This is a genomic window from Mucilaginibacter antarcticus (assembly GCF_042686155.1).
Taxonomy (GTDB): Bacteria; Bacteroidota; Bacteroidia; order Sphingobacteriales; family Sphingobacteriaceae; genus Mucilaginibacter; species Mucilaginibacter antarcticus.
In genome coordinates this window covers 115,889-138,561 of the sequence record NZ_JBHUON010000008.1, presented here as the reverse complement: position 1 = coordinate 138,561, position 22,673 = coordinate 115,889, and the positions used below count along the sequence as shown (strand labels likewise).

Sequence of the window (22,673 nt, the reverse complement as noted above, 5' to 3'; positions counted from 1 at the left end):
CGTGTCTGGACTGGTGTACCACTTTAACTACTTATTGCTAAGCTTTTAGGTCAATAAAATAATTTACTATGACGAAATTTTGACCGTTTAACTTTTAACTCTTGTAACACTTTCCCGAATGCGTGCGTAAAACGGCTTACTTGTTAATTAAAGCAAGGATGCTTTTTCGCAGATGTCGCCCCAAAGATTGATTGTACTTATTGGTGTTTTGCTTGCAGGGATAGCCGGTATATCTTTTACCGGGATAACTGCCCATGCTCCAATATTTGCTGTCATAACTGATACCGTAAAGGTTTGCGGCACAAGCACTACGCTAACTACCAGTAACATTCCCGCAGGCTATGGTACCCCCACTTGGAATAATGGTACAAGTGGCAACTCATTACCGGTTTCAACAGGTGGCAATTACTGGTGGCAGGTTACGGGCACCAATGTAGTAACTAATGGCGATTTTTCTGCGGCAACAACTAACTCAAACACACGTGGTTTTACTAGCGCATACAGTTATAAAAGCAGCGCCAGCGTTTGCGCAGGATGTTGTTGCGGGGTTTTAAGCACTGAAGGTACTTACACTATTAATACCAACCCTAATAACATCCATACCAACTTTTCATCATTCGGCGATCATACCACCGGGAGCGGTAACATGCTTATCGTTAACGGATCGGCGACAGCTAATGTAGTTGTTTGGACGCAGAATATTAACGTGCAGCCTAATACAGATTATGTGTTTTCGGCATGGGCTACAGCCGCGCACCCGGCAAACCCTGCACAATTGCAGTTTTCTATTGATGGGGTACCGCTGGGTAGTACAATTAACCCGACGGCAACTACCGGCAGCTGGCAATATTTTACCGCCACCTGGAACTCGGGCAGCCGCAGTGGTGCGTTACCCATAGCGCTGGTTAACCAAAATATAGCGACAAGCGGTAATGATTTCGCAGTGGATGATATTGTTTTTGCCCCCGTTTATCGTAAAAACTTGTTCGTTGTATTTAACGCTATCCCGGTGCTGACTTTGAGCGGCCCCAATACGGCTTGCCTAAATTATGATTTGTCAAAAGTTATTGTTGGATACGATGCGGCCACATATACTTATGTTTTTAAAGACAGCAATGGTAATATAATTCCCAATGTAAATGGCCCAGTGATTACACAAAGCGGCACTTACAGCATTACCGCCGAAAACAAGGTAACTGGCTGTACTTCGTTACCTGTACAAACGACGGTCACCGTAACCCCAAACCCCCAAAAACCCAATATCTCATCACTATAAATAACTATTTAAGACCAATAATTAAATAATAACACCATGAAAAAACGTTTCCTAGCCCTAAACCTATTCCTGACTGCTTTGATGGTAACAATTGTAACGGTTGCCTCGGCCCAGGTAACGCCCGGACCAAGTGATGCTACAACAGCGCCACCTGCAACTGCAGCAGCTGTTGCAAAAGTGCTTTGCGCAGGATCTACGATTTCTATGTCGGCACCGCAAGATGGCACTGTTGACTTTGCCAAGTACCACTGGTACAAAATTGACGCTAACGGTAACAAGCAGGAAGTAACTGCCATTACCGGCAGAACTTACACCGAAACATCAACAGCTGCAGGTTACTACAACTACGTGGTAGTAACAGAGAATGCAAACGGTTGTAGCTCGCCGGTGTCTGATGTGTTTCAGGTTTATGTATTGCCAACATTAAGTGTAGCTATCACTTCGCCAACATCATCTATGTGCGGTGTTGCTACTAACGAGACCCTTTTAACTGCAAATGTTACGCCTGGCACGGGTTACACAGTTAATTACCAGTGGAGTAAAAATGGAGTTGCTATTAACGGCGCTACTTCAAGCACTTACAACGTAACCGGCGAGACTACTCCGGCAACATTAACTTACGGTGTATCTGTTACTTATACGCTTAACACAAGCTGCCCGGCAACAAATACAAAAGACATTGTAATTACGCCGTTACCATCAAAACCAACCATTGCAGCTAACTAATTGATACTGCGGCAACACTAATGAAGCAACTGTGCAGACTAATAGTTTTATGCGCGTTGTTGATAATAAATAGTAAGGCTTACTCGCAAACTCAAACAGGCGGGTACCTTACATTTACTATCAACGAGGGGGCTACTATTGTGCTGCATGGCGCCGCTCAAAATGTTGCTGCTTACCAATGGTATAAAGACGGTGTCAGAATAAGCGGCGCCATGTCTAAAGATTATACTGCAAGCACAGCTGGTATATATTCTGTAGTGGCTTTTAACATGGAAGGTTGCCCGTCAGAAACGTCAGACGGCGTGCGGATTGTAGTGAATACTAAAGGTGGGCCCGTAGCAAAGCCAGATACGGTGGTTGATTTAGCGGTAAGTATACTGTCATCAAACCCAAAGGCATCGCCGGGCGACAGTTTTACTTACATATTAACTGCCAATAATAACAGCCCTATACCGGGCACAAACGTGCAGGTAAGTTATGTAATACCGCCCAACCTGGTATACCTGCCGCAGCCGGGTAACGACAATTTGGTGAAGTATGACATTGTTACCCGTACACTAACCTGGAATATTAACCAGATTAATAATAACATGCCAACCAAATTGGTGGTAACGGTAAAAGTGCTAACGCCGGGCATGGTAGAAAGTGTTGTGAATATTAAGGGTAAAGAGACAGACCCAATTATGGCTAACAACATTGACCAAACCGTGCAACAGGTTTACCCGCTGGTAATATCAAATGTGTTTACGCCAAATGGAGACGGCGTTAATGACACCTTTGTGATACCTGGACTTGAAACATACACTGATACCGAGCTTACCATAATTAACCGTTGGGGAAATACAATATATCAAAAAACAAATTATAAGAATGATTGGGATGGCCAGGGCATGATAGAAGGCACATACTTCTACGTGTTGCGCGCCAAAAATAAGGCCGGTGTATGGGATTCCTACAAAGGCTATTTGACCCTACTAAGAACGAGGATATGATGAAGAGACTGATCTTAACTTTTGTTTTAATTGCATCTTTTTTAGGTGTACAAGCGCAGCAGGATGCGCAATTTAGCCAGTACTTGTTTAACGGCTTATACGTTAACCCGGCTTATGCAGGCTACAAAAGCGATTTTTTTGTAAATGCTTTTCACCGCTCGCAGTGGACGGGCCTTAACGGAGCCCCGCAAACAACCTCCATAGCTGCTGATGGATCGGTTGCTGATGACAAAGTGGGGCTGGGCCTTTTGTTACAGCGCGACCAGATAGGGGCGCAACGCACCGTTGCAGCCTACGGCAACTACGCTTACCGCATACAGGTGGGCGACGATGAAAACTCAAGGCTGGCGTTTGGTATAGGCGCCGGGATAGTGCAATCGGGCATTGACGGCACCCGGCTTAACGCGGTGCAAGCCGGCGATAACTTTATCCCAACAGGTAACCAGAGCTTTTTATTGCCCGATGCGCGTTTGGGTATTTTATATACCAGTGACAAGTATTTTATAGGTGCATCTGCAGATAACTTGCTGCCTCAACATATGCGCAACAAACAAAACGCTAACTCGCTGGGTGTGCCAGTGCCTATGCCGCATTACTATTTTACAACAGGGGCAATATTTGATTTGAATAACGATACCAAGATCAGGCCATCTATATTAATAAAAGATACCCCTACGGCGCCGACTAGCATGGATATCAACGCTTATTTTTTACTGAACGAAAAACTGTGGCTGGGCACTACTTATCGTACAGCCATACCGCTTTACAATAAGCCCAATTTGCAAAAGGGCCTGCCAACATCAAGCGCAATGGTTGCCATAGTTGAATTTTTTGCCACCGAAAACCTGCGCATAGGCTATGCCTTTGATTATTCAATGAACAAATTAAATACCGTTGGTTACGGTTCGCACGAATTGTCGATAGGCTTTTTAATAAAAAATAATGGCAGCTCACGCTCAAGGTTTAACGACCCCACCCGTAAGTGTTATTTTTAAAGCAGGTTAATTACTTATGCTAAATCAATATTGTTATGAAATACTTTGCAAAATATATCTCAATCATGTTGATAGCCACGGGGTGCATACAAACAGGCTGCAAAAAAAGTATACAAGACCCAGCCAGCGGCAACTTAAGTGCCGCGGAAATGAGCAAGCAAATGGCCGTGAGCTTGTATAGGTCATTGTCCGGCCAATATGGTGGGGCAAATATTAATGATGGTATAAAGTCACCCTTAAATTATATTCCGGTTGAAAAAAAACGCAAAGCTAACGCCCTAAACCCGTACTGCGGGATGTTTATAGATACCACCTATAACTTTAGCGAAACGGTGTCTGATACGGTGAAGACCTATTTTGGGCATTATAGGTTTACCTACGGCTGTACCAATAATGTATTAGATAGCTACGTGCTTGACGACAGTATTGCAAACGCTGTAAATCGCGATCTTTACGAGGCCAATTATAAGCTTACTCAAAAGTATTTTGTAAAGGCCTTAGATCAAACGTATAAGCTGTCCTCGGTAGAGGGTAGTATCAGTTTTTCTTCGCATGCTTCATTATTTAATCAGGCGCGCACCAATGCGCAATACCACAACTCTGACATTTACTATAAGTTAAAAGGCGTTAGGGTCGATATCAGCAGCGGCGTAGCCGATGTGGTGCAGGGTGAGGCGGGCTTTACCGCCGGGATACACAATCTTGATGGTACAATTAAGGTTGACAATAACTTTTATGGCAGTATTACTTTTTTAAGCAACAGAAGGGCCCGTGTACTGATCAATTTAAACAGCGAGACAAAAATCTATATTGTAAACATGATTTCAGGACAGGTTACTGCCGGATAACATTGGCTTAATATTCCAATTTCAGCTGTAATTTAACGTAAACGCCTTTTCTACAAGGCTTATTGGTAAAATACCCGACCGATCTTTTGTTTGGTGTATGCTTTACACCATCATTTTCAATTCTATTCATTAAGGTAGGTTAACATGGGCTTCATATAGCTTAAATAATTTTGCCCCGTTCTAAGCGGTCAGAATAAATGATAACACAATTAACCCCCTTCACTAAAATTTAATTGAAAATGAAAAAAACTTTACTGTTTAACTTTAAGGTAATGGTGTGCTTTTGCTTTGCATTTTTATACGCAAGTGTAAACACAGTGCAAGCAGTTACCGTTGCCAGGCTGAGCACGGCGCTCTACCAGCAAGAAACTGGTACAATAACCGGTAAGGTGGTGGACGAAAAAGGCGAGACATTGCCCGGCGCGACTATTACCGTTAAAGGCATTAACCAGGTTGTAATTGCCGGAGCTGATGGTACTTTCAAACTAAACGTAGCGGCAGGTACTTATGATATAACTGTAGCGTACATATCATACACCACAGTTACTTTAAGCAAGATCACCGTAAAAGCCGGCGAGAATACGCCCGTAAACGTAATCCTGAAAGGCGAAACGGGCAGCTTAAACGAGGTGCTGATTGTTGGTTACGGTACGCAAAAAAGGGCTAATGCTACAGGTGCTGTTGATCAGATATCGGCAAAGAGTTTAGAGAATAGGCCTATAACAAACCTTACTCAAGGGTTACAAGGTCAAATTGCCAACTTAAACCTGCGGATGGGCGATGGCAAACCAACGCAATCACCTGCTTACAACATCAGGGGTGCCACTTCTATTGGTCAGGGGGGCAATGCTTTGATATTGATTGATGGCTTTGAAGGCGACCCAAGTCTGCTAAATCCAAACGACATTGAGAATGTTTCGGTTTTAAAAGATGCTGCATCAGCCGCTATTTATGGTGCCAGAGGCGTGTTCGGTGTGGTATTGATCACTACTAAAAAAGGAGTTAAAGGCCGCACCAGCGTATCGTACTCATCAAACTACGCGCTTAAAGCGCCGGTAACCAGACCAGACTTTGTAACCGACGGTTACACCTGGGCCAAAATGTTTGCCGAAGCGTTTGTTAACGGCGACGGCGCTTTTCCGCAAAACGCTAATAAAACACAGAAATTCTCGCAAGCTTATCTTGACGAATTTAAAAAGAGAAAAGAATCTGGCCAGCCATATAACCAGGTTGAGGTAAACCCAACAACGGGAGAATACACCTACTACGGAAGCACGGACTACTACAAAGCCTTGTACAAAGACCGCACCTCATCGTTTGAAAACAATGTGTCGGTAAGCGGCGGCAGCGATTTGGCTACGTTTTTGGTATCTGCAAGGTCATTAAATCAGGCAGGTTTATTTAGATATAACAGCGATGATTACAGCATGAAAAATATTCGTGCACGCGGTACTGTGCAGGTATTTCCATGGTTAAGTATCGAGAATAATGCTGATTACTCTATGATGAACTACCATAACCCAATAAACGTGGGCGAAGGTGGTGGTATATGGAGAAATATTGCTGACGAAGGTAAACCAACCATGCCGTTAACTAACCCTGACGGAACATACACTTTTGCATCTGCTTATACGATTGGCGATTTTATGTACGGGAAAAATGGTTTTGATACCCGTAAAGAAGTATTCAGAAACATAACCGGTTTAAGAAGCAGTTTCTTCAATAATAAATTCCGCGTTAATGCTGACTTCACGTTCCGTAACACAGCAAACGACAAAAATCAAAGACGTGTGCAGGTGCCTTACAGCAACACTAAGGGTGTAATATCGTATGTAGGTACAACAACCAATGATCTGTCTTTTGATAACCGCGACACCCGTTACCTGGCAACCAACATATTTGCCGAGTTTGAAAATACGTTTAATAAAGACCATTACTTTAAGGCAATGGCTGGTTACAACTACGAGCAATCAACCTATAACAGGATATTTATACAACGTAACGGTATTATTTTTGACGATGCTACAGATTTAGGCCTTGCGCTTGGTCAGGCAACTACCACCGGCGGTGGTTATGAGCAGTGGGCTATACTTGGTGGTTTTTCAAGATTAAACTACGCTTACAAAGATCGTTACCTGGTTGAGGTAAATGGCCGTTATGATGGTTCATCAAAATTCCCATCAAACCAACGTTACGCATTTTACCCGTCAGTATCTGCCGGTTGGAGAATCAATAACGAACCGTTTTGGAAAGTGTCAGACAAAATAATATCTGATTTGAAATTACGCGGGTCTTACGGGTCATTAGGCAACGGTAACATTAACTCGTATGCTTTCCAGGAGATATTTGGTCTTAGCCAGTCTGGTGTTATATTAAACGGCAGCAGGCCACAAACAACGCGTAACCCTGCTGTATTGCCTGACGGCTTAACTTGGGAAACGTCGACAACTACCGACTTAGGTTTAGATATATCTTTACTTCGAGGTAAGTTAAATTTTACTGGCGATATTTATAGCCGTAAAACTACCAACATGTTTACCCTTGGCTTAACACCGCCGGCCGTGTTTGGTGCAGATAGGCCCAAAGGTAACTATGCCGACTTAACCACTCGCGGTTGGGAAGCATCAATTACCTGGAGCGACAAAATTGGTAACAATACCAAGCCATTTAGCTACAACGTACGATTGACTTTGGCTGACAATATCACTAAAATTAACAAATACCAAAACCCTGATAAACTAATAACCGACTACTACGAAGGTCAGACTTTAGGCGAAATATGGGGTTACGAAACAGAGGGCTTTTTTGTAGACGCTGCTGATATTGCAGCTCATGCTAAGCAAAGCCCTGAAATGCGCGCTTCGCCAACAGGTGTATGGGCTCCCGGCGATATCAAATTAAGAGATGTAAACGGTGACGGTTTTATCAACAGGGGAGAGAACAAAGTAGGTAAGTCCGGCGATAGAAGAATTATTGGCAACTCTGCTCCGCGTTACACTTATGGGGTTACTTTGGGTGCTAACTGGCATAACTTTTCTTTCTCTACCTTTTTCCAGGGTGTGGGCAAACAGCAATGGTATCCAAGCACCGAGACTGAGATGTTTTGGGGGCAGTATAACAGACCATATAACAACATACCTAAATTTCATTTAGATAACATGTGGACGCCTCAAAATACCAACGCTTACTTCCCGCGTACTATGTCGCGTGCCGCATCAAGTAATACAGATCGTACTTTGGGTATAGCGCAAACACGTTACCTACAAAATGTAGCTTACATTCGTATGAAAAATATCCAGGTAGGTTACACCTTGCCCACAAAATGGGTAAATAAAGTTGGTATGCGTAGCGCTAAAGTATTCTTCTCCGGCGAAAACTTGTTCACTTATTCTCCAATGTACAAGGTTGTTAAAAACACTATCGACGTAGAAAATGCGGTACCGACAGACCAGGACATAAACTCGGGCTCTACAAATGGCGACGGTTATAACTATCCGATGCTTAAAAGCTATGCTTTTGGCTTAAACATAGGTTTCTAAACCAAATATTAAATAAAGATCAAAATGAAAAAACACTATATATTAATTTTACTGGCTTGCCTTAGTTTGGCAGCCTGTAAAAAGCTGGATCAGGAACCAAAGGCCACACCAACCAAAGAGGCTGTTTTTGGTACCGAAAACGGATTGAAGTTGTATACCAACTCATTTTACAACATGGGCTTTTTGCCTAAAAATTCAACTTCGCAGGATGCAATGTCAGATTACCTGGCTGTAAAACAAGTGCCCGATTTTATTCGCGAAGGTGCCTTTGGCGCCAACAACAGCTCGGGCTGGAGCTGGTCAGATTTGCGTAACATTAACTACTTCATAGAAAATTGCACAAACCCTGATGTGCCGGTAAATATCCGCAAAAACTATTTGGGTTTGGCGCGTTATTTCCGTGCTTACTTTTACATGGATAAAGTAAAGCGCTTTGGCGATGTGCCATGGATAAATAAGCCAATAAACTACGAAGACAACGTTACGCTTAACGCCAAACGTGATAGCAGGAGCCTGGTTATGGACTCGGTACTGGCCGATTTAGATTACGCTTGCGCCAATTTACCGGTTGGTAATGATGCAAGCCGTACTACAGTAACCAAATGGGTTGCTTACGCTTTTAAATCAAGGGTTTGTTTGTTTGAAGGTACATTCAGAAAATATCATACCGAGTTGAACTTGACTACCACTGCCGAAAAATGGTTAACCGAAGCGGTATCGTCGTCAGATCTGCTTATAAAAAACGGGGGTTACAGTATTAATACCACGGGTGGTGTAGGTGCATCTTATCGCCAGGTATTTACCAGCAATGCCCCGGTGGCTGCAGAGGTAATACAAGCTGCCCTTGCCGATGTAAACTTAGCGGTTTTAAACGAAGCTAATTGGTGGTGGACCAGCGGCACCTACGGTGCCAAGGCAAGCTTTACCCGTACCTTTATCAACACGTATTTAAAGGTTGATGGTACGCCGTTTACCAATACCCCGGGTTATCAAACCATGTTATTTAAGGACGAGGTTAAAAACCGCGATGTTAGGTTAAAACAAACTATACGCATGGGCGATTACAAACGCTCCACAAATGGAATTGCAGCGCCGGCTCCACCAGTATTTTCATATACCTTTACAGGCTACCAGCCAATAAAATGGACATTAGATGATACCTATTACGATGCAGGTGCGCTAAACACTAATGCTGTTGCTTTATTCCGCTACGCCGAGATGTTATTAAACTTTGCCGAAGCAAAAGCCGAATTGGGAACTTTGACAGATGCAGAATGGGCTGCCACTATTGGTGTTTTAAGGGCCAGGGGCGGTATTACAGGCGGTTTATCTACGAAACCAACAATCGCCGACCCCTACCTGGTTGCCAATTACTTCCCTGATATTAGTGATGCAACTATTTTGGAAATCCGCAGGGAGCGTGGTATCGAGCTAAGCTTAGAAGGTTTGCGTTTTGCCGATCTGTTACGTTGGAAACGTGGCGACTTAATGCAGCAGGAGTGGAACGGTTTTTACGTACCGGCCTTAAACACCCCTTTGGATTTAAATGAGGATGGCATACTGGATGTAGCATTTTACCAGGGCACACGCCCCACAGCAGTTGCCGGCGTTACTTATGTTGATGTATCAGCAAAGATTGGTACTACGACCAACTCGCAACAGTTAAAAAACGGTACGTCGGGCGAGTTGATCTGGATGAACGAGATTCCAAGAAAATTCACCGACAAAAATTACTATTATCCAATTCCGTTGAATGACTTACAACGTAACCCTGCCCTTAAACCTCAAAACCCGGGTTGGGAATAAATATTAGATTAAGCGATTAAAACAAAAGCCCCTTTGCTACAGCAAAGGGGCTTTTGTTTTAATCGCTTTTGTGTTTAATAGAGGGTGATCTCCGTCTTTTGTGATGGTAAATATTGAGCCAATATTGTTGAGTTCAAAAATAGAAGCATAGGAATACACGAGTCGGTTAAACGGCTATCCTGGTCGGCAACATGGATATCTGAAGATAAAATGATGTTTTGCACCGTCCGCGACTTAACCTGGGAACAAGGCGCGGGCGTAGCACTCAATGAACAGGCAGAAATTACAAAGTCCTTTTTTATTCAAACCTGCTTCCTGTTGTCATTTACGCTACCGGGTCTTTGGCTATTTTAAATGCCAATAAAATGGCTTCAAACCTATACGGCTATAACGAGAACGAGTTTTGCGACTTAACTATATTGGAGTTTTGTGCACCCGATGAAATGGTTCGTTTGGCCGAAGTGTTAAATGAGCAGCCTATTAACGAAAATGTGGGAACACTAGGTGCCTGGACCTACTTGAAAAAAAGTGGCGAAGCTATTAAGGTTGAAATGATAGGCTACCCCATTAACTACGTGGGGCAGCATTGCATAATGGTAGTATTCAAGTATGCTACTACAGAATCGAAAACGTTACGCTCGCTTGAGCGGAGCATCGAGCGTTTTGAATATGTAACGGAAGCAACTACAGATATTATATGGGATTGGAATTTAGAGATCAACGAGGTGTATTATTCGCGCAACATTAAAAAGTCGTTCGGGCATAAGCCGGGGGTAAATATTGGCGATATGCGGTTTTTTGCTCAACATGTGCACCCCGAAGACCGGGAACGGGTAGTGCTGTACCCGGAGCCGGTTAAATATGGCCAAATGAAATTTTGGTCGGAAAAGTACCGTTTCCAAAAAGCTAATGGCGAGTATGCCTTTGTGCTGGATAAAGGCCTTGTGATTCGCGATGAAAATGGGATAGGCATACGCATGATAGGGGCAATGCAAGATATTACCGAACTGCGAAATAACGAGATTCAGATCGAAAAACAAAACGGCCAACTCATTGAACATGCGGCCCAGTTGATAAACTCAATACGCTTAAAGACAAGGTGGGTACCCAGTTTGCATTTACTATTCCGGCAATAGAAATGGCTTATCCATTTTTGGAAAGCATTTTTGAACAGCAGGATTAAAGGGATGATTAGATAAGCGATTGTAGTGGTTCCCTTTTCGGGATAATCATTTACGTTATTCTAAATTGAAAGAATTGTAAATGTATGATTCGTATTATAAGTCACTCCGTAAAGGAATAAGTATAAGGATGCGTTGAATAACCTAATAGCTTTTAATTGTTAACTTTACGGGTAACCTTTTTTACTTTTAGATGCCCATAGGAATTCTGCAGGATCCAATTTTTAAAGCGCTCTTTAATTCGCCGGTGCCACGCATCATTGTACATGCTGATGCCCCTGTCTTTACAATAGTGATCAGTAACGATGCACACAAGGTGGCAACCAATTTGGTGGGGAAAGAAATTTCAGGAAAATCCGTATGGGAGACGTTTGATCCAACCGAAGCGGGAGGTAATGGGGGCAAATTATTATTGGACGCACTTACCAAAGCGCAGACCACTAATCAAACAATTTTAATGCAGCCATTCAGGTATGATATGGGCGCAATAGACGGTAACGGTATGGTAGAGAAATGGTGGCAACTCGAAATTACCCCCATCGGCGGGGACGCCCACAAACCATCTTTTCTGCTCACGACCACTAACGATATTACGTCGCATGTGATAAAGGAGCGCGAAATTGAAGAAGCTAGACTTGTGTTGCAGGAAGTCAATTCGTCACTCGAAGCAAAAGTTGCGGAACGGACCAGCGAACTTGCACGAGCATATGAGCAGGTTAGCCTATCAAAACATGCCGCACAGCTCGGTACATTTGATCTGGACCTAATAAAGGGCACTATGGAATGGGACAGTCGGTGTCGGGAATTGTTTGGGATTAGTCATGAACAGGAAGTAACATATGATCACGACTTCCTTACCGGCCTTCACCCTGATGACAAAGAAAGGGTGGTAGAACTAATTAGTAACTTGTTTGATGCTTCTAAAAGTAACGGTGATTATGATGTTGAGTATCGTACAGTCGGGGTTATTGATGCTAAGTTGCGATGGGTTCGTGCAAAAGGCAAAGTGTATTTCAATCTAGCTGGCCAGCCGCAAAGATTTATAGGATCCGTACTAGACATCACTGATAGAAAGACTGAAGAGCAGCTGCGCAATGGCTTTATCAGCATGGCGAGTCATGAGCTAAAAACACCGCTTACGTCCTTGCAGGGTTATATCCAATTGCTAAAGAAAAAACAAGGCACACAAGTCGATGAATTTACGAGATCTGCATTGCTAAACTCCGAAAAACAGATCTTGAAAATGAGTGGCATCATCAACGGGTTTTTGAATATGGCGAGGTTAGAGAGTGGCAAGTTTGAATTAAACTTACAGCGGACAGAACTACGGCAGCTTATCGAGTCAACTATCGCAGACTTTCGCGTACTGAACGCGGGTGTGGAAATTGTTTTAGAAGACGCAAATGCTATATACATAGACTTAGACAAGGAAAAGATCGAACATGTGCTGGTTAATCTGATGAGCAATGCAGTCAAGTATTCCAAAAAGGGAATGCCTGTAACCATTACCTACGTTTACGACAATGCCTCAGTAACCGTCCGTGTAAAGGACCAGGGTTTTGGTATTCCTAAAAACGAAATTGACAAAGTTTTTGACCGCTTTTACCGTTCGGAGGATGTGAGGGAACACCATATTTCTGGTTTTGGCATCGGCTTATATCTATGTTATGAAATTATTAATTTACATAACGGAACTGTTGATGTGGTAAGCATACCTGGTAAAGGTTCTACGTTTAGCTTTACTTTGCCTTTTTAAATGCCGGGAAATATCCGATCTTTCTTACGGGTTAATAGACTAAATTATCAGCCAAGCGGCAAACTGAAATAAAACGTAGAGCCCTTGCTTAACTCGCTCTCTGCCCAAATTCGTCCGTCATGCCGTTTAACTATTTCAGCGCTCAGATAAAGCCCAATTCCAAATCCAGATATATGTCGCGTGTCATCGCTCTCCACGCGGTGGTAGCGATCAAAAATTCGTTCACAATCATCCGCCTTCATACCTAACCCTTCATCGTTGACGCTCACGAGCAGTTCCTCCTGCGTTTGTTCACAGGTGATAGTTATTTGGCTTGCCTTAGGCGAATACTTAATTGCATTGCTAAGTAAGTTAGTCACCACTGAATTGATCTTGTCCCGGTCCGCAAATACTTCTACTTTGTCGCACCGCGGAAGTTCAATCATATGCGTAGCTCCCGTTAGGTTGATTTCTGCAATTACCTCTTTGATCAGATCCTCCATGATAAATAAACGTTTCTCGATTACGATCTTCCCTGATTCTAGTCTGGAAACGTTTAGAAAGCCATTGATCAGGTTGCCCATCCTTTTCAACTGTTGGTTAGCGCGAGCTAGTGCATCGGGGACAAAACGATCGTCTGTGTTGTTCAACTTTTTATGCAACACCTGCATAATAGCCGTAAGTGAAGTCAATGGTGTCTTCAGTTCGTGGCTAACCATCCCGATAAAGTCGTTCTTACGTATCTCGTCCCGCTTTCGTTCAGAGATGTCTCTCGCTATCTGAGAAACTCCTATTATCTTGCCATTAGTGTCCCTAATAGGCGAGATGCTTAATGATACATCAATAAGTCGTCCGTCCTTCATCTGCCGTACGGTTCGAAATGGTCAACACGTTCGCCATTTTTTATCCTTGAAATTATCATTGGCTCCTCGTCCTGCCGATCTGATGGGAGTAGTTTGTATATCGTTTCGCCAATCATTTCGTAAGCTGTGTAACCGAACATCCGTTCAGCCGAGTCATTCCAACTGCTTATCACACTATCTAGCGTCTTCCCAATGATCGCATCACTTGAAGAAGTGATAATTGCTGCAAGTCTTGCACTCTTTTCCTCAACCTGCTTCAACTCCGTAATGTCTAGAACTGTTCCCAAAAAACAGGTTGCGACCCCTTGCTCAAACTCTACTGTACCTTTTGCCTTGACCCATCTTAGTTCATTATTGTCAAAACGAAGGATTCGATGCGTCAATTCATGCTTGCCCGAGGAATCAGGTTGAAGAGTCTCGCTGATGCGCCTTATCACCCATTCCTGGTCGTCGGGATGAATATGTCGGGTGTACGTGTCGAAGTCAACCTCTTGTTCTTCGGTTAATCCGAATATCTGCCGGCATTCTTTAGACCAGAACAGGTTTCCGGTTGTAGGGTTATACTCCCATGAGCCAAGTCCGGTAGATTCCACAGATATGCGCAGTCTGGCTGCTATTGCCGAAACTTCTCGATTCGTCTCTATCAAGCGCTGCTGGATCTCTGTAAGTTCTTTATTTGTTGCCGCCGCCCGTTCGTTGATAGCAGCTTGTTCTTCATTTGCTCGTTTAAGCTCCTGTGTCCGTTTTGCGACGCGCTCCTCAAGTTTTGAATTTAAAAGAGTAAGTTTTTGCTGTGTGTCGCGTAGTTCTACATTCGTTGCCAGAAGTTCAGTATTAAGCGACTTGATCTGTTCTGTCGTCTCAACCTGTTCCATATTGCTTTTATAGAGTGCTTGTTCGGCCAGGATCTTATCAGTGACGTCTGTTGCCAACTGAATGATATAGGAGATATCGCCCTCCTGATCAAGTACAGGTGTATGGCACGGGTCCCAATATCGCTGAATGAACTTCCCCGGTCTTAACACATCAGGTACGTCATAGCGTTGCACACGCATGTGATCTTCCTTTTTTGTTCGTAAAACATTTTGAAGTGAAGCATTTATATTCTGTACCCCGTCAGCGTCAGGCAATTCTGGATTATCCGGGAACGCCTCAAAAACGTGTTTGCCTACTATCGCTTCGCGGGCGGTTTGCGTCGCTTTAAGATACAAGTCGCTTGCCGTAAGAATGTGCAACTCAGGAGACAGAATAAGATACATGTTTGGCGCCGTTTCCAAAGCTTGCAGTGTTTCATCGGATGGTCGTTTCGTCCCAGACATGTTTGGCTATATGAAGTTTTACTACGAAATAAGTAATTTATTGGCAAGAAAAAAACCTCTGGTTTTGAGAACATTCAAATGGACCAAAAGTTCTGCGCTTATTAAAAGTTACATCCATCCCGAATTGATTTAAAGCAAGTTAGATTATGACTTCCATAATCCTTAGGGTAGAAGCAACTTTTTACGATATAATTTTCAAATCTCCATCTTTTTACTACTTTTGCCATCCGTAACAAGGGGGATTAGCTCAGCTGGCTAGAGCGCTTGCATGGCATGCAAGAGGTCATCGGTTCGACTCCGATATTCTCCACAATCTGATTACCAGGCTTTTAGGTGTATATCTAAAAGCCTGTTTTTTTTCAGGTACAACATAGGTACAACACTTCTCTTAGTCATATATAAGTAGCAATCTCTGCATAATTGCTAAGCGCAAAATAATTCCTTCGAGATAGACGGTCTTTTTTTTGTGATTGTTGTCTGTAGTCTATTAGTCAGTTTAATACTCAACTCGTCCAAAACTTCCATCTCGTCAACCACATTGCTGTTTTTGAATACTGTTGGTAGTGCTCGGCTACGCATGGAAAGTAGCTATTGCTAAAGTTCATTGCCAACACTTGTAACCTTGCTTCTACTTCAATAGGGTCAATCGTCATTCTGGTTAAGTCTTTTAAAATTATATTCTGATTGTGTTACATTGATAGGGATAACACCGAAAGACCAAGCCATGAACCCATATAGATTACAAAGATTACAAAATCTGCAAAGGTTACCTTTTTGTTTTCAAACAAATCTGGCCCGCCACCTTTAGCAGGTGCTACAAACTCCCGGTTCTGGAATTTTAAACTAAGGTATCTAAGAAACTGAAAGAGCATCAATAGTATGATGGTATTTAATAGTCCCACGGTCGGGCTCCCACGGTACATTTCAATAGTAGGATTTCCCTTGAAACAAAAGAAAAGTATCAAATGCACTATACCGAAGGATAACCAAAGCAGGTAAGCCTTAAAATTGCGTAATGAAGTGTACAACCCAAAATACATACCAAACTGCGATAGCACTATGTACATTACCATAGTGGTCTGTTTGGTTTCCGGTTGGGCGAAAACAAGAGTCAAAATTACACATATCGTTACAATAGCATACAATATCATGCAAACGCTCTCCCATGGTTTTAAGCTATCATAATAAATAAATGGCTTATGGGTTCCCTTTTTTCTCATGTGATGATTACAGAACCAAGGTAAATAAAAATCCAATATTACTTGCGTTATAAGTAGCTATCGATTACGCAGGTGATTGCTGCCAGTGTTGCTACAAAAATGGCAATTCACTTGAACTATAATCTTCCGACAACTCTCGGCAATACGCAAACCTGGGTAAACCTTCATGTAGGTGTAAATGCATCTACCTGATACATCAATGTCCGGGTGCTCTGATTCGAGTGCATTCATTTGGCTTATAGCGCTGTCGACATTGGTTGGCTTAGTAACGTTCTTTCTCATATTAGGTCAGTATCAAAACAACAGCAAGCAAGTAAAATAAAGCTACTACTTCTCCAACAAAATATAAAAAGCATCAGTCGGGAGTTTTAAACTTACCGACTCACCAGCTACGGACAAGCCTAGCTTCCTGACCGCGTAACCAGCTGCATCCAATTGCGTTGCCTTTTTGATCACCTTGGTTTTGATGCTGATACTCCCCGAGGCCGGCATCCCTAACCAGGGCATTTTTCCAGTATTAATTACCTTCATACCGATCAATTCCTTCTTATTTCTGTCGGTAACTGTGGCGGGTTCCTCGGCCCAGTCCGTCGGGCGGAAAATAGTACCTACCTGCAATAATATTTTTTTCGATCTACCGATTTCAAGGCCGTCCATACTCACCAGTTCGATGGTAGCATATTCATTGTCCGACTGGATGGTTACCTTGCCCAGGACAAATTCTTTACCCGTGGTTAAAAAGCCCGATACAGCCTTTGCCTTAGGGGTATTCAATGTAAAGATACCTGTGTGGTAATCCAGCCGCTCTTCCCCCGTAATCGATATCACTTTGCCCGACTTGGTATCAATCAGCTTATTCAGGTCGGCTGCTAATTTTACAGTGTCGGCTGCACTGTTATAAGTGCTAACCACCCCTCCGGCAAGGAAGGTGAGCGGCGAAAACCGGGCCTGATCCTTATTATTGCTCACAACAAAATCGCGGTTAGGGTCAAAGGCCTGTTCCTCAAAAATAGGTGGCACATCGCGATTCAGCATGCTTTTCATAGTGCGCTGCTCTTGCAGTATGTTAGCCTCTTTTACATAACCAAGGCGCTGAATTAAAGCGTTGGCCGGGAACATGCCCAGCTGGCCGGGAGTTGATATACTCCAACGGTTTAAAGGATGTTGCCCATGCACCTTAAGGAAGGTAAAATACGGGTTGGCCATATAGCCTATTGCCGTTTGCGTAAACCAAAAATAAGCGTCCAAACCGGTAAGGCCTCCATACGCCGCCACCAGTAGCGGGCCTTCAGTTTGATAACGGTTGGGCAAATTCCAGCCGCTTTCGGTAACTGCGGTGGCGTGGCCCGAAACGTGCTTGATATTCACAGGCAAATCGCCCGGATTTTTAATCGCCGATGGCGAACCGTAAAAGTCGCCCGGATCCACCCGCCAATTGGCACTAGGCCCGATATGCTGCGGATCGAAATAACGGTTCACAGCAATAACCTCCGGCCCGCTATTGGCCCAGCGTTCCAAATCAAGCATTCGGCTTTGCGCCGCCGTGCGCCAGTTATTACCATTGATCAATTGCTTACAACCCACATCGGTGCGGAGGTAATGTACCAAATCGTCGTAAAAATCCTTCAGGGTTTCGGTATAAAACTCCGTCTGATCGTGCAGCCGGGGATTAGTGCGTGCGGTTACGGGTATGGTAAAATCGTAAATAGGGATCAGGTCCGTCGTATCCTTAATACCTGCCGAATTGCCATATTTCTTTATCAACCATTGCGAAAACTGAGCGCCCACCATTTGCTTCAATTCGGGTTTCACATTACTCATCGTCCAAAACAAAGGCGAATCTTCGTTTTCTATCTGGATGAAGGCAACTGCGGGTTCATCCTTCAGTGGGATGCCCGTATACGGGTTTGTTTTAGTATACAGGTATTTCATCCAGGCCTTATAACCCTGTTGAAGCCGTTTGTTAAAAAATAACACCCCCCACATATCGTCTCGTCCCGAATAGCCGTCAATCCCCCATTCCGCAGGTATCCAGCCGCCCATATGGCCGTTGGCCGGCCACAGCGGCGAAATAATGGTATAGATGCCATATTTTTTCATCGTAGCCACACAGCGCCATATATTACGAATCTCCACCGTATCCACGTCGGTTAACCCGGTCCCCTTCCCCTTGGCGTTAATATCACCATGGTAACGGACAATATTTACGCCCATTTTAGCAAGGAAGCGGGCCAGGCTATCTAATTGCCTATCATTAAACTGTTGCGCCAGGCTGCCTGCGTTGGTGCCCCAAAAACGCATAGGTTTGCCCTTAACGTCCGTAAATGAATTACCATCTTTACTCAGTTTAATAAAACCATGTTCGCCCGCAACGCGCTCGTTAAGGTAGCGTAGGTTAAGCAGGCTGGTGTCGGCTGAGGCCCTTTCATTATAGGTGAAGGTCCACCAGCTTTTATCCGGCACTTGCGCCGAAACGTTTAGGCCGAGAGCAAGGGAGACGAGGGCGCAAATCAGTTTTTTCATTAGAATGTTTATGTAGTAATAACACCTAATTTAGCACAAATGCGCTATTCAAACAATGAATACGCAAAACACACAGGTAAGCGCAAACTTTTTTAAAACTGTCAGCGTCATACACCTGGCTTTGTTAGTCAGACAATAATTATTTTGTGCGGTAACTTTTTTGCTATTAAGCATCAAAATGATGTTGGGCATTGTGGAATATCAAAAGTGATAACGATGTTCTCCACCAAACAGAAAAGGCTTCACCGTTTGTGAAGCTCTTTCTGTTATTCGCGCTCAAGCTCTTTAATCCCAAATTCCATTTTCTGCGGTAAATATTACCGGTTTGCCACCTGTTACCATAATGGTGTGTTCGTGCTGCGCAACAAAGCCACCTCTGTTACCACTTAGCGTCCAGCCGTCAGCTTGGGTATCGGCAATCGTCGACTTGGTTGAAATGAATGTTTCTATAGCCACTACAGTGTTCTTTTTAAAGCGAGTGGTGTTGTACCTGTCGCAGTAATTAGCAATCTCGTGCGGTTCTTCGTGCAGGCTACGGCCTACACCATGGCCGGTAAGATTTTTTATAACAGTGTAGCCGGCTTTCCTGGCTTCGGTTTCTATCAGCCGGCCTATCTCTGATATTTTCACACCACCTTTAATATTGCTAATGGCTTTCTTCAAGATCTCTTTAGATGCCGCTACCAGTTTGCCGTGGCCGTAGATATCGTCGCCTAAAACAAATGATCCGCCATTGTCGGCCCAATAGCCGGTCAATTCAGCCGACACATCGATGTTTATTAAATCTCCATCTTTCAAAATTTTATCAGCTGATGGTATACCGTGCGCTACTTCTTCGTTAACACTTATACAGGTATATCCCGGAAAGCCGTATGTTAGCTTAGGAGCTGATTTTGCGCCCATTTGTTCAAGCAACTGGCCGCCATACTCATCAAGTTCTTGGGTTGACATGCCGGGTTTGGCAAACTCGCGCATCTTTCTCAGGGTAATGGCTACAGCATCGCTGGCCCGCTGCATTCCTCTTCTTTCGTCCTCGGTAGTTATAGACATGTTGTTGTTCTTTATTCTATTGCGAAATTAGCAATTAAAAACTTGACAGTTGATCTAACGTCAGCGTATGAATCATGAGGGACATTACAGCCCGGCGTATTAGCGTAATATTGTTACATAAGTGCCGTTGTTGACGGGGGCGATATGGATTATATTTGATTATTAACTGATTACATGTTGTATTACCCCTTAAATACCTAACAATGAAAAAATTATTAATCATGATGTGCCTAATGGGCGCAATTGACGCGCTGGCCCAGGAGCAAACTCAACAGCAACAAGGGCAAAGACCGCGTCAGCGCCGCCAAAGCTGGAGCGAAGCGCCCAACTTGTCATTAGACTCGACCACCCGCAATGGATATACTTTGATTTTTGTAAATAACGATACTACTTTTCAGGCCGAAGGCGCTGATATAAAAAAACGTATGATTGAGACCTTTTACAAGGTTTACCCCGCGCAGGCTAAAGATTTTAACCCTAATACAGCAAAACGAGTAGTATTTTGGATTGACCGTAACTACACTGGTGTTGCAGCCACAGGCGGCACGGTTGTGCGCTACAAACCCAGCTGGATGCTGAAAAAACCAACTGATATTGATGTGGTGACCCACGAAGTAATGCACATAGTACAAAGCTACCAGGGCGGCGCTCAAGGCGTGGGGTGGCTAACCGAAGGAATTGCTGATTACGTGCGCGCTGTGTATGGTGTCGACAATGAAGGTGCCAAATGGGCCCTGCCTAAGGGCACCGGCATTAGGCCCGACCCTAACAAACCGGGCGAAGACCCTAACGCGCAAGGTTATACAAAGTCATACCGCATTACCGCTAAGTTTTTGCTTTGGATAGAAAAGAATGTTAAAAAAGGAGTAGTGGCAACTATGGATAGCAAACTACGCAGCCATACCTATACTGCCGATGCCTGGAAAGAATACACAGGCAAGACACTTGACGAACTTTGGACAGATTACGTAGCCGTTGCTACAAAAGAAAGCTAACCTATACCTTTTTATAATAACAGAAAGCCCCGGGATTTATTCCGGGGCTTTCTGTTATGGATTATTTTTTATCTCGAAGTTGATCCCTTTTATCGTGTCGCCATAGCCGATCTTTTTGACGATATCCCTGTCTAAAACGCGGTTTAGGTTCTTACCTGCAACTTCCTCTTTTAATGTTAACGTCAGGCAATCAAAAGAAATTTAAAATAATTGTTGCGTAACCGATCGGTTACCTTATATTCGTAACCGATCGGTTACTTATTGCTGGTCTTAGTATATGAGAAGAGACGTATTTCAAGCCATTGCCGACCCCACCCGCAGAGCGATTATTGGCATGCTGGCGCATAAGGCGCTTAACGTTAATGACGTAGCCGGACAGTTTGCCATAAGCCGCCCAGCCATATCAAAACACATGAAGATATTGACGGAGTGCGGCCTGGTTACCATAAAACGCCGCGGACGCGAAAACTACTGCCAAGCCGACTTTGGCAAACTAAAAGAAGTGGCCGACTGGACCGCCCGTTATCAAAAATTCTGGACCGAAAAGCTGGATGCTTTAGGCGCGTTTTTAGATTTGGAAAGCGAGCAAAACGATCAGAAAGAGATGTAAAAAACTAAGAAAAATATATAAACACAACGATTATGGAAAGAGCACCTTATGTTATGCAACAAACCTACAACGCCCCGGTGGATAGGGTGTGGCAGGCCCTAACGGATATAGAGAAACTCAAACAATGGTATTTTGACCTGAGCGGCTTTAAGCCCGAAGTAGGTTTTAAATTTAGCTTTACTTGCCAGGACGGTGGCAGGCTTTACCTGCACCATTGCGAGGTGAAAGAAGTTGTTGAAGGCAAAAAGTTGGTGCACACTTGGTATTACGCAGGCTATCCGGGCGAGTCGACGGTAACTTGGGAGTTGTTTGCCGAGGGCGATACAACAAGGCTCAAATTAACTCATGCAGGTTTAGAAACCTTCCCGCAAGACGATCCGTTTTTCGCTACTTCAAACTACAATGCCGGCTGGACACAAATCGCCGGTACCGATTTAAAACATTTTGTGGAGGATAAAATAATCATATCTCATTAATCACCTTTAAAAAAAAGAAAAATGAATGCACAACCATTTGTAATTGAACAAACTTATAACTGGCCCATAGAAAAGGTATGGAGCGCGCTAACCGACAACGAAAAATTGAAACAGTGGTATTTTAAACTGGATGATTTTAAACCCGAGGTTGGCTTTGCCTTTCGCTTTAGCGGCACTGACAAGGGCGTAACCTTTTGGCACCGTTGCGTGGTTACAGAAGCTACCCCGCCCAACAAACTGGCCCACACCTGGACTTACGAGGAGTTTCCCGGCGAGTCTGTAGTTACCTGGGAGCTGTTTGACGAGGGGGGTAAAACCCGCCTTAAGCTTACTCATACAGGGCTGGAGACTTTCCCTCAAGATAACCCATCATTCGCCACAGCAAGCTTCAGCAAAGGCTGGACTTACATTACCGGCAAAGGTTTGATGGAGTTTTTAGACAAATAGGTATTTGGAAGTTAAACTTACGAAGCTTTTATACTTCGTAAGTTTCTCCGCTACAACGTTGCGGTGAGTCTC

Annotated in this window: 18 protein-coding genes and 1 tRNA gene; 14 read left to right on the top strand and 5 right to left on the bottom strand. The window is 43.8% G+C overall.

What is annotated here, in order from left to right; translation table 11 throughout:
* The first annotated feature begins 172 nt into the window (after positions 1-172).
* From ACFSYC_RS08910 to ACFSYC_RS08870, 9 genes are all read left to right on the top strand, one after another.
* Complete coding sequence (locus tag ACFSYC_RS08910) at positions 173-1,276, top strand: hypothetical protein (RefSeq protein ID WP_377125946.1); 1,104 nt, start codon at positions 173-175, stop codon at positions 1,274-1,276.
* Positions 1,277-1,312: 36 nt separating this feature from the next.
* The gene (locus ACFSYC_RS08905) at positions 1,313-2,002 is read left to right on the top strand and encodes a hypothetical protein (RefSeq protein ID WP_377125943.1); all 690 of its coding nucleotides are present in this window, start codon (positions 1,313-1,315) and stop codon (positions 2,000-2,002) included.
* A gap of 20 nt (positions 2,003-2,022) precedes the next feature.
* Entirely contained in the window at positions 2,023-2,994 is a 972-nt protein-coding gene (locus tag ACFSYC_RS08900; protein WP_377125940.1) for a T9SS type B sorting domain-containing protein, read from the top strand.
* Positions 2,946-3,989: a PorP/SprF family type IX secretion system membrane protein gene (locus ACFSYC_RS08895; RefSeq protein WP_377125937.1), complete on the top strand. Its 1,044-nt coding sequence runs from the start codon at positions 2,946-2,948 to the stop codon at positions 3,987-3,989. The genes ACFSYC_RS08900 and ACFSYC_RS08895 overlap by 49 nt, the downstream gene beginning before the upstream one ends.
* Before the next feature lie 35 nt (positions 3,990-4,024).
* Entirely contained in the window at positions 4,025-4,837 is an 813-nt protein-coding gene (locus tag ACFSYC_RS08890; protein WP_377125934.1) for a hypothetical protein, read from the top strand.
* 239 nt (positions 4,838-5,076) lie between these two features.
* Positions 5,077-8,376, top strand: a complete 3,300-nt coding sequence (locus ACFSYC_RS08885; protein ID WP_377125931.1) for a SusC/RagA family TonB-linked outer membrane protein — start codon at positions 5,077-5,079, stop codon at positions 8,374-8,376.
* 24 nt (positions 8,377-8,400) lie between these two features.
* The gene (locus ACFSYC_RS08880; protein ID WP_377125928.1) at positions 8,401-10,182 is read left to right on the top strand and encodes a RagB/SusD family nutrient uptake outer membrane protein; all 1,782 of its coding nucleotides are present in this window, start codon (positions 8,401-8,403) and stop codon (positions 10,180-10,182) included.
* A 308-nt stretch (positions 10,183-10,490) separates the two neighbouring features.
* Positions 10,491-11,318: a PAS domain-containing protein gene (locus tag ACFSYC_RS08875; protein WP_377126020.1), complete on the top strand. Its 828-nt coding sequence runs from the start codon at positions 10,491-10,493 to the stop codon at positions 11,316-11,318.
* A gap of 238 nt (positions 11,319-11,556) precedes the next feature.
* Positions 11,557-13,119: a sensor histidine kinase gene (locus ACFSYC_RS08870; RefSeq protein ID WP_377125925.1), complete on the top strand. Its 1,563-nt coding sequence runs from the start codon at positions 11,557-11,559 to the stop codon at positions 13,117-13,119.
* A gap of 47 nt (positions 13,120-13,166) precedes the next feature.
* Here the strand turns inward: ACFSYC_RS08870 and ACFSYC_RS08865 are convergent, their stop codons facing one another.
* Positions 13,167-13,961 (bottom strand): sensor histidine kinase, encoded by a 795-nt coding sequence (locus ACFSYC_RS08865; protein ID WP_377125922.1) that lies wholly within the window; start codon positions 13,959-13,961, stop codon positions 13,167-13,169.
* Positions 13,958-15,280, bottom strand: a complete 1,323-nt coding sequence (locus ACFSYC_RS08860) for a PAS domain S-box protein (protein WP_377125920.1) — start codon at positions 15,278-15,280, stop codon at positions 13,958-13,960. Before ACFSYC_RS08860 ends, ACFSYC_RS08865 begins: the two co-directional genes overlap by 4 nt.
* Positions 15,281-15,516: 236 nt before the next feature.
* Between ACFSYC_RS08860 and ACFSYC_RS08855 the strand changes: the two genes are divergently transcribed.
* Positions 15,517-15,590: transfer RNA gene (locus ACFSYC_RS08855), tRNA-Ala, on the top strand.
* A gap of 379 nt (positions 15,591-15,969) precedes the next feature.
* Here ACFSYC_RS08855 and ACFSYC_RS08850 read toward each other — a convergent pair.
* From ACFSYC_RS08850 to map, 3 genes are all read right to left on the bottom strand, one after another.
* Positions 15,970-16,500 (bottom strand): hypothetical protein, encoded by a 531-nt coding sequence (locus ACFSYC_RS08850; protein WP_377125917.1) that lies wholly within the window; start codon positions 16,498-16,500, stop codon positions 15,970-15,972.
* 327 nt (positions 16,501-16,827) lie between these two features.
* The gene (locus ACFSYC_RS08845; protein WP_377125914.1) at positions 16,828-19,023 is read right to left on the bottom strand and encodes a hypothetical protein; all 2,196 of its coding nucleotides are present in this window, start codon (positions 19,021-19,023) and stop codon (positions 16,828-16,830) included.
* A gap of 285 nt (positions 19,024-19,308) precedes the next feature.
* A complete protein-coding gene (map, locus tag ACFSYC_RS08840; RefSeq protein WP_377125911.1) occupies positions 19,309-20,073 on the bottom strand; it encodes a type I methionyl aminopeptidase in 765 nt (254 codons plus the stop codon).
* Between the two features lie 203 nt (positions 20,074-20,276).
* Here map and ACFSYC_RS08835 point away from each other — a divergent pair, with 203 nt between their 5' ends.
* The 4 genes from ACFSYC_RS08835 to ACFSYC_RS08820 all read left to right on the top strand — a co-directional run bounded on the left by ACFSYC_RS08835 (position 20,277) and on the right by ACFSYC_RS08820 (position 22,601).
* Positions 20,277-21,068, top strand: a complete 792-nt coding sequence (locus ACFSYC_RS08835) for a basic secretory protein-like protein (protein ID WP_377125908.1) — start codon at positions 20,277-20,279, stop codon at positions 21,066-21,068.
* A gap of 277 nt (positions 21,069-21,345) precedes the next feature.
* Entirely contained in the window at positions 21,346-21,678 is a 333-nt protein-coding gene (locus ACFSYC_RS08830; RefSeq protein ID WP_377125905.1) for an ArsR/SmtB family transcription factor, read from the top strand.
* 32 nt (positions 21,679-21,710) lie between these two features.
* Complete coding sequence (locus ACFSYC_RS08825; RefSeq protein ID WP_377125902.1) at positions 21,711-22,154, top strand: SRPBCC family protein; 444 nt, start codon at positions 21,711-21,713, stop codon at positions 22,152-22,154.
* A gap of 21 nt (positions 22,155-22,175) precedes the next feature.
* A complete protein-coding gene (locus tag ACFSYC_RS08820; RefSeq protein ID WP_377125899.1) occupies positions 22,176-22,601 on the top strand; it encodes an SRPBCC family protein in 426 nt (141 codons plus the stop codon).
* The last annotated feature ends 72 nt before the right edge of the window (positions 22,602-22,673 follow it).

What these genes read in the sequence shown, in the direction of transcription:
- ACFSYC_RS08885 (WP_377125931.1), top strand. Translation starts at nt 5,077, where the DNA reads ATGAAAAAAACTTTACTGTTTAACTTTAAGGTAATGGTGTGCTTTTGC.
- ACFSYC_RS08910 (WP_377125946.1), top strand. Translation starts at nt 173, where the DNA reads ATGTCGCCCCAAAGATTGATTGTACTTATTGGTGTTTTGCTTGCAGGG.
- map (WP_377125911.1), bottom strand. Translation starts at nt 20,073, where the DNA reads ATGTCTATAACTACCGAGGACGAAAGAAGAGGAATGCAGCGGGCCAGC.
- ACFSYC_RS08850 (WP_377125917.1), bottom strand. Translation starts at nt 16,500, where the DNA reads ATGAGAAAAAAGGGAACCCATAAGCCATTTATTTATTATGATAGCTTA.
- ACFSYC_RS08835 (WP_377125908.1), top strand. Translation starts at nt 20,277, where the DNA reads ATGAAAAAATTATTAATCATGATGTGCCTAATGGGCGCAATTGACGCG.
- ACFSYC_RS08830 (WP_377125905.1), top strand. Translation starts at nt 21,346, where the DNA reads ATGAGAAGAGACGTATTTCAAGCCATTGCCGACCCCACCCGCAGAGCG.
- ACFSYC_RS08870 (WP_377125925.1), top strand. Translation starts at nt 11,557, where the DNA reads ATGCCCATAGGAATTCTGCAGGATCCAATTTTTAAAGCGCTCTTTAAT.
- ACFSYC_RS08860 (WP_377125920.1), bottom strand. Translation starts at nt 15,280, where the DNA reads ATGTCTGGGACGAAACGACCATCCGATGAAACACTGCAAGCTTTGGAA.
- ACFSYC_RS08905 (WP_377125943.1), top strand. Translation starts at nt 1,313, where the DNA reads ATGAAAAAACGTTTCCTAGCCCTAAACCTATTCCTGACTGCTTTGATG.
- ACFSYC_RS08895 (WP_377125937.1), top strand. Translation starts at nt 2,946, where the DNA reads ATGGGATTCCTACAAAGGCTATTTGACCCTACTAAGAACGAGGATATG.
- ACFSYC_RS08865 (WP_377125922.1), bottom strand. Translation starts at nt 13,961, where the DNA reads ATGAAGGACGGACGACTTATTGATGTATCATTAAGCATCTCGCCTATT.
- ACFSYC_RS08880 (WP_377125928.1), top strand. Translation starts at nt 8,401, where the DNA reads ATGAAAAAACACTATATATTAATTTTACTGGCTTGCCTTAGTTTGGCA.
- ACFSYC_RS08890 (WP_377125934.1), top strand. Translation starts at nt 4,025, where the DNA reads ATGAAATACTTTGCAAAATATATCTCAATCATGTTGATAGCCACGGGG.
- ACFSYC_RS08820 (WP_377125899.1), top strand. Translation starts at nt 22,176, where the DNA reads ATGAATGCACAACCATTTGTAATTGAACAAACTTATAACTGGCCCATA.
- ACFSYC_RS08900 (WP_377125940.1), top strand. Translation starts at nt 2,023, where the DNA reads ATGAAGCAACTGTGCAGACTAATAGTTTTATGCGCGTTGTTGATAATA.
- ACFSYC_RS08845 (WP_377125914.1), bottom strand. Translation starts at nt 19,023, where the DNA reads ATGAAAAAACTGATTTGCGCCCTCGTCTCCCTTGCTCTCGGCCTAAAC.
- ACFSYC_RS08825 (WP_377125902.1), top strand. Translation starts at nt 21,711, where the DNA reads ATGGAAAGAGCACCTTATGTTATGCAACAAACCTACAACGCCCCGGTG.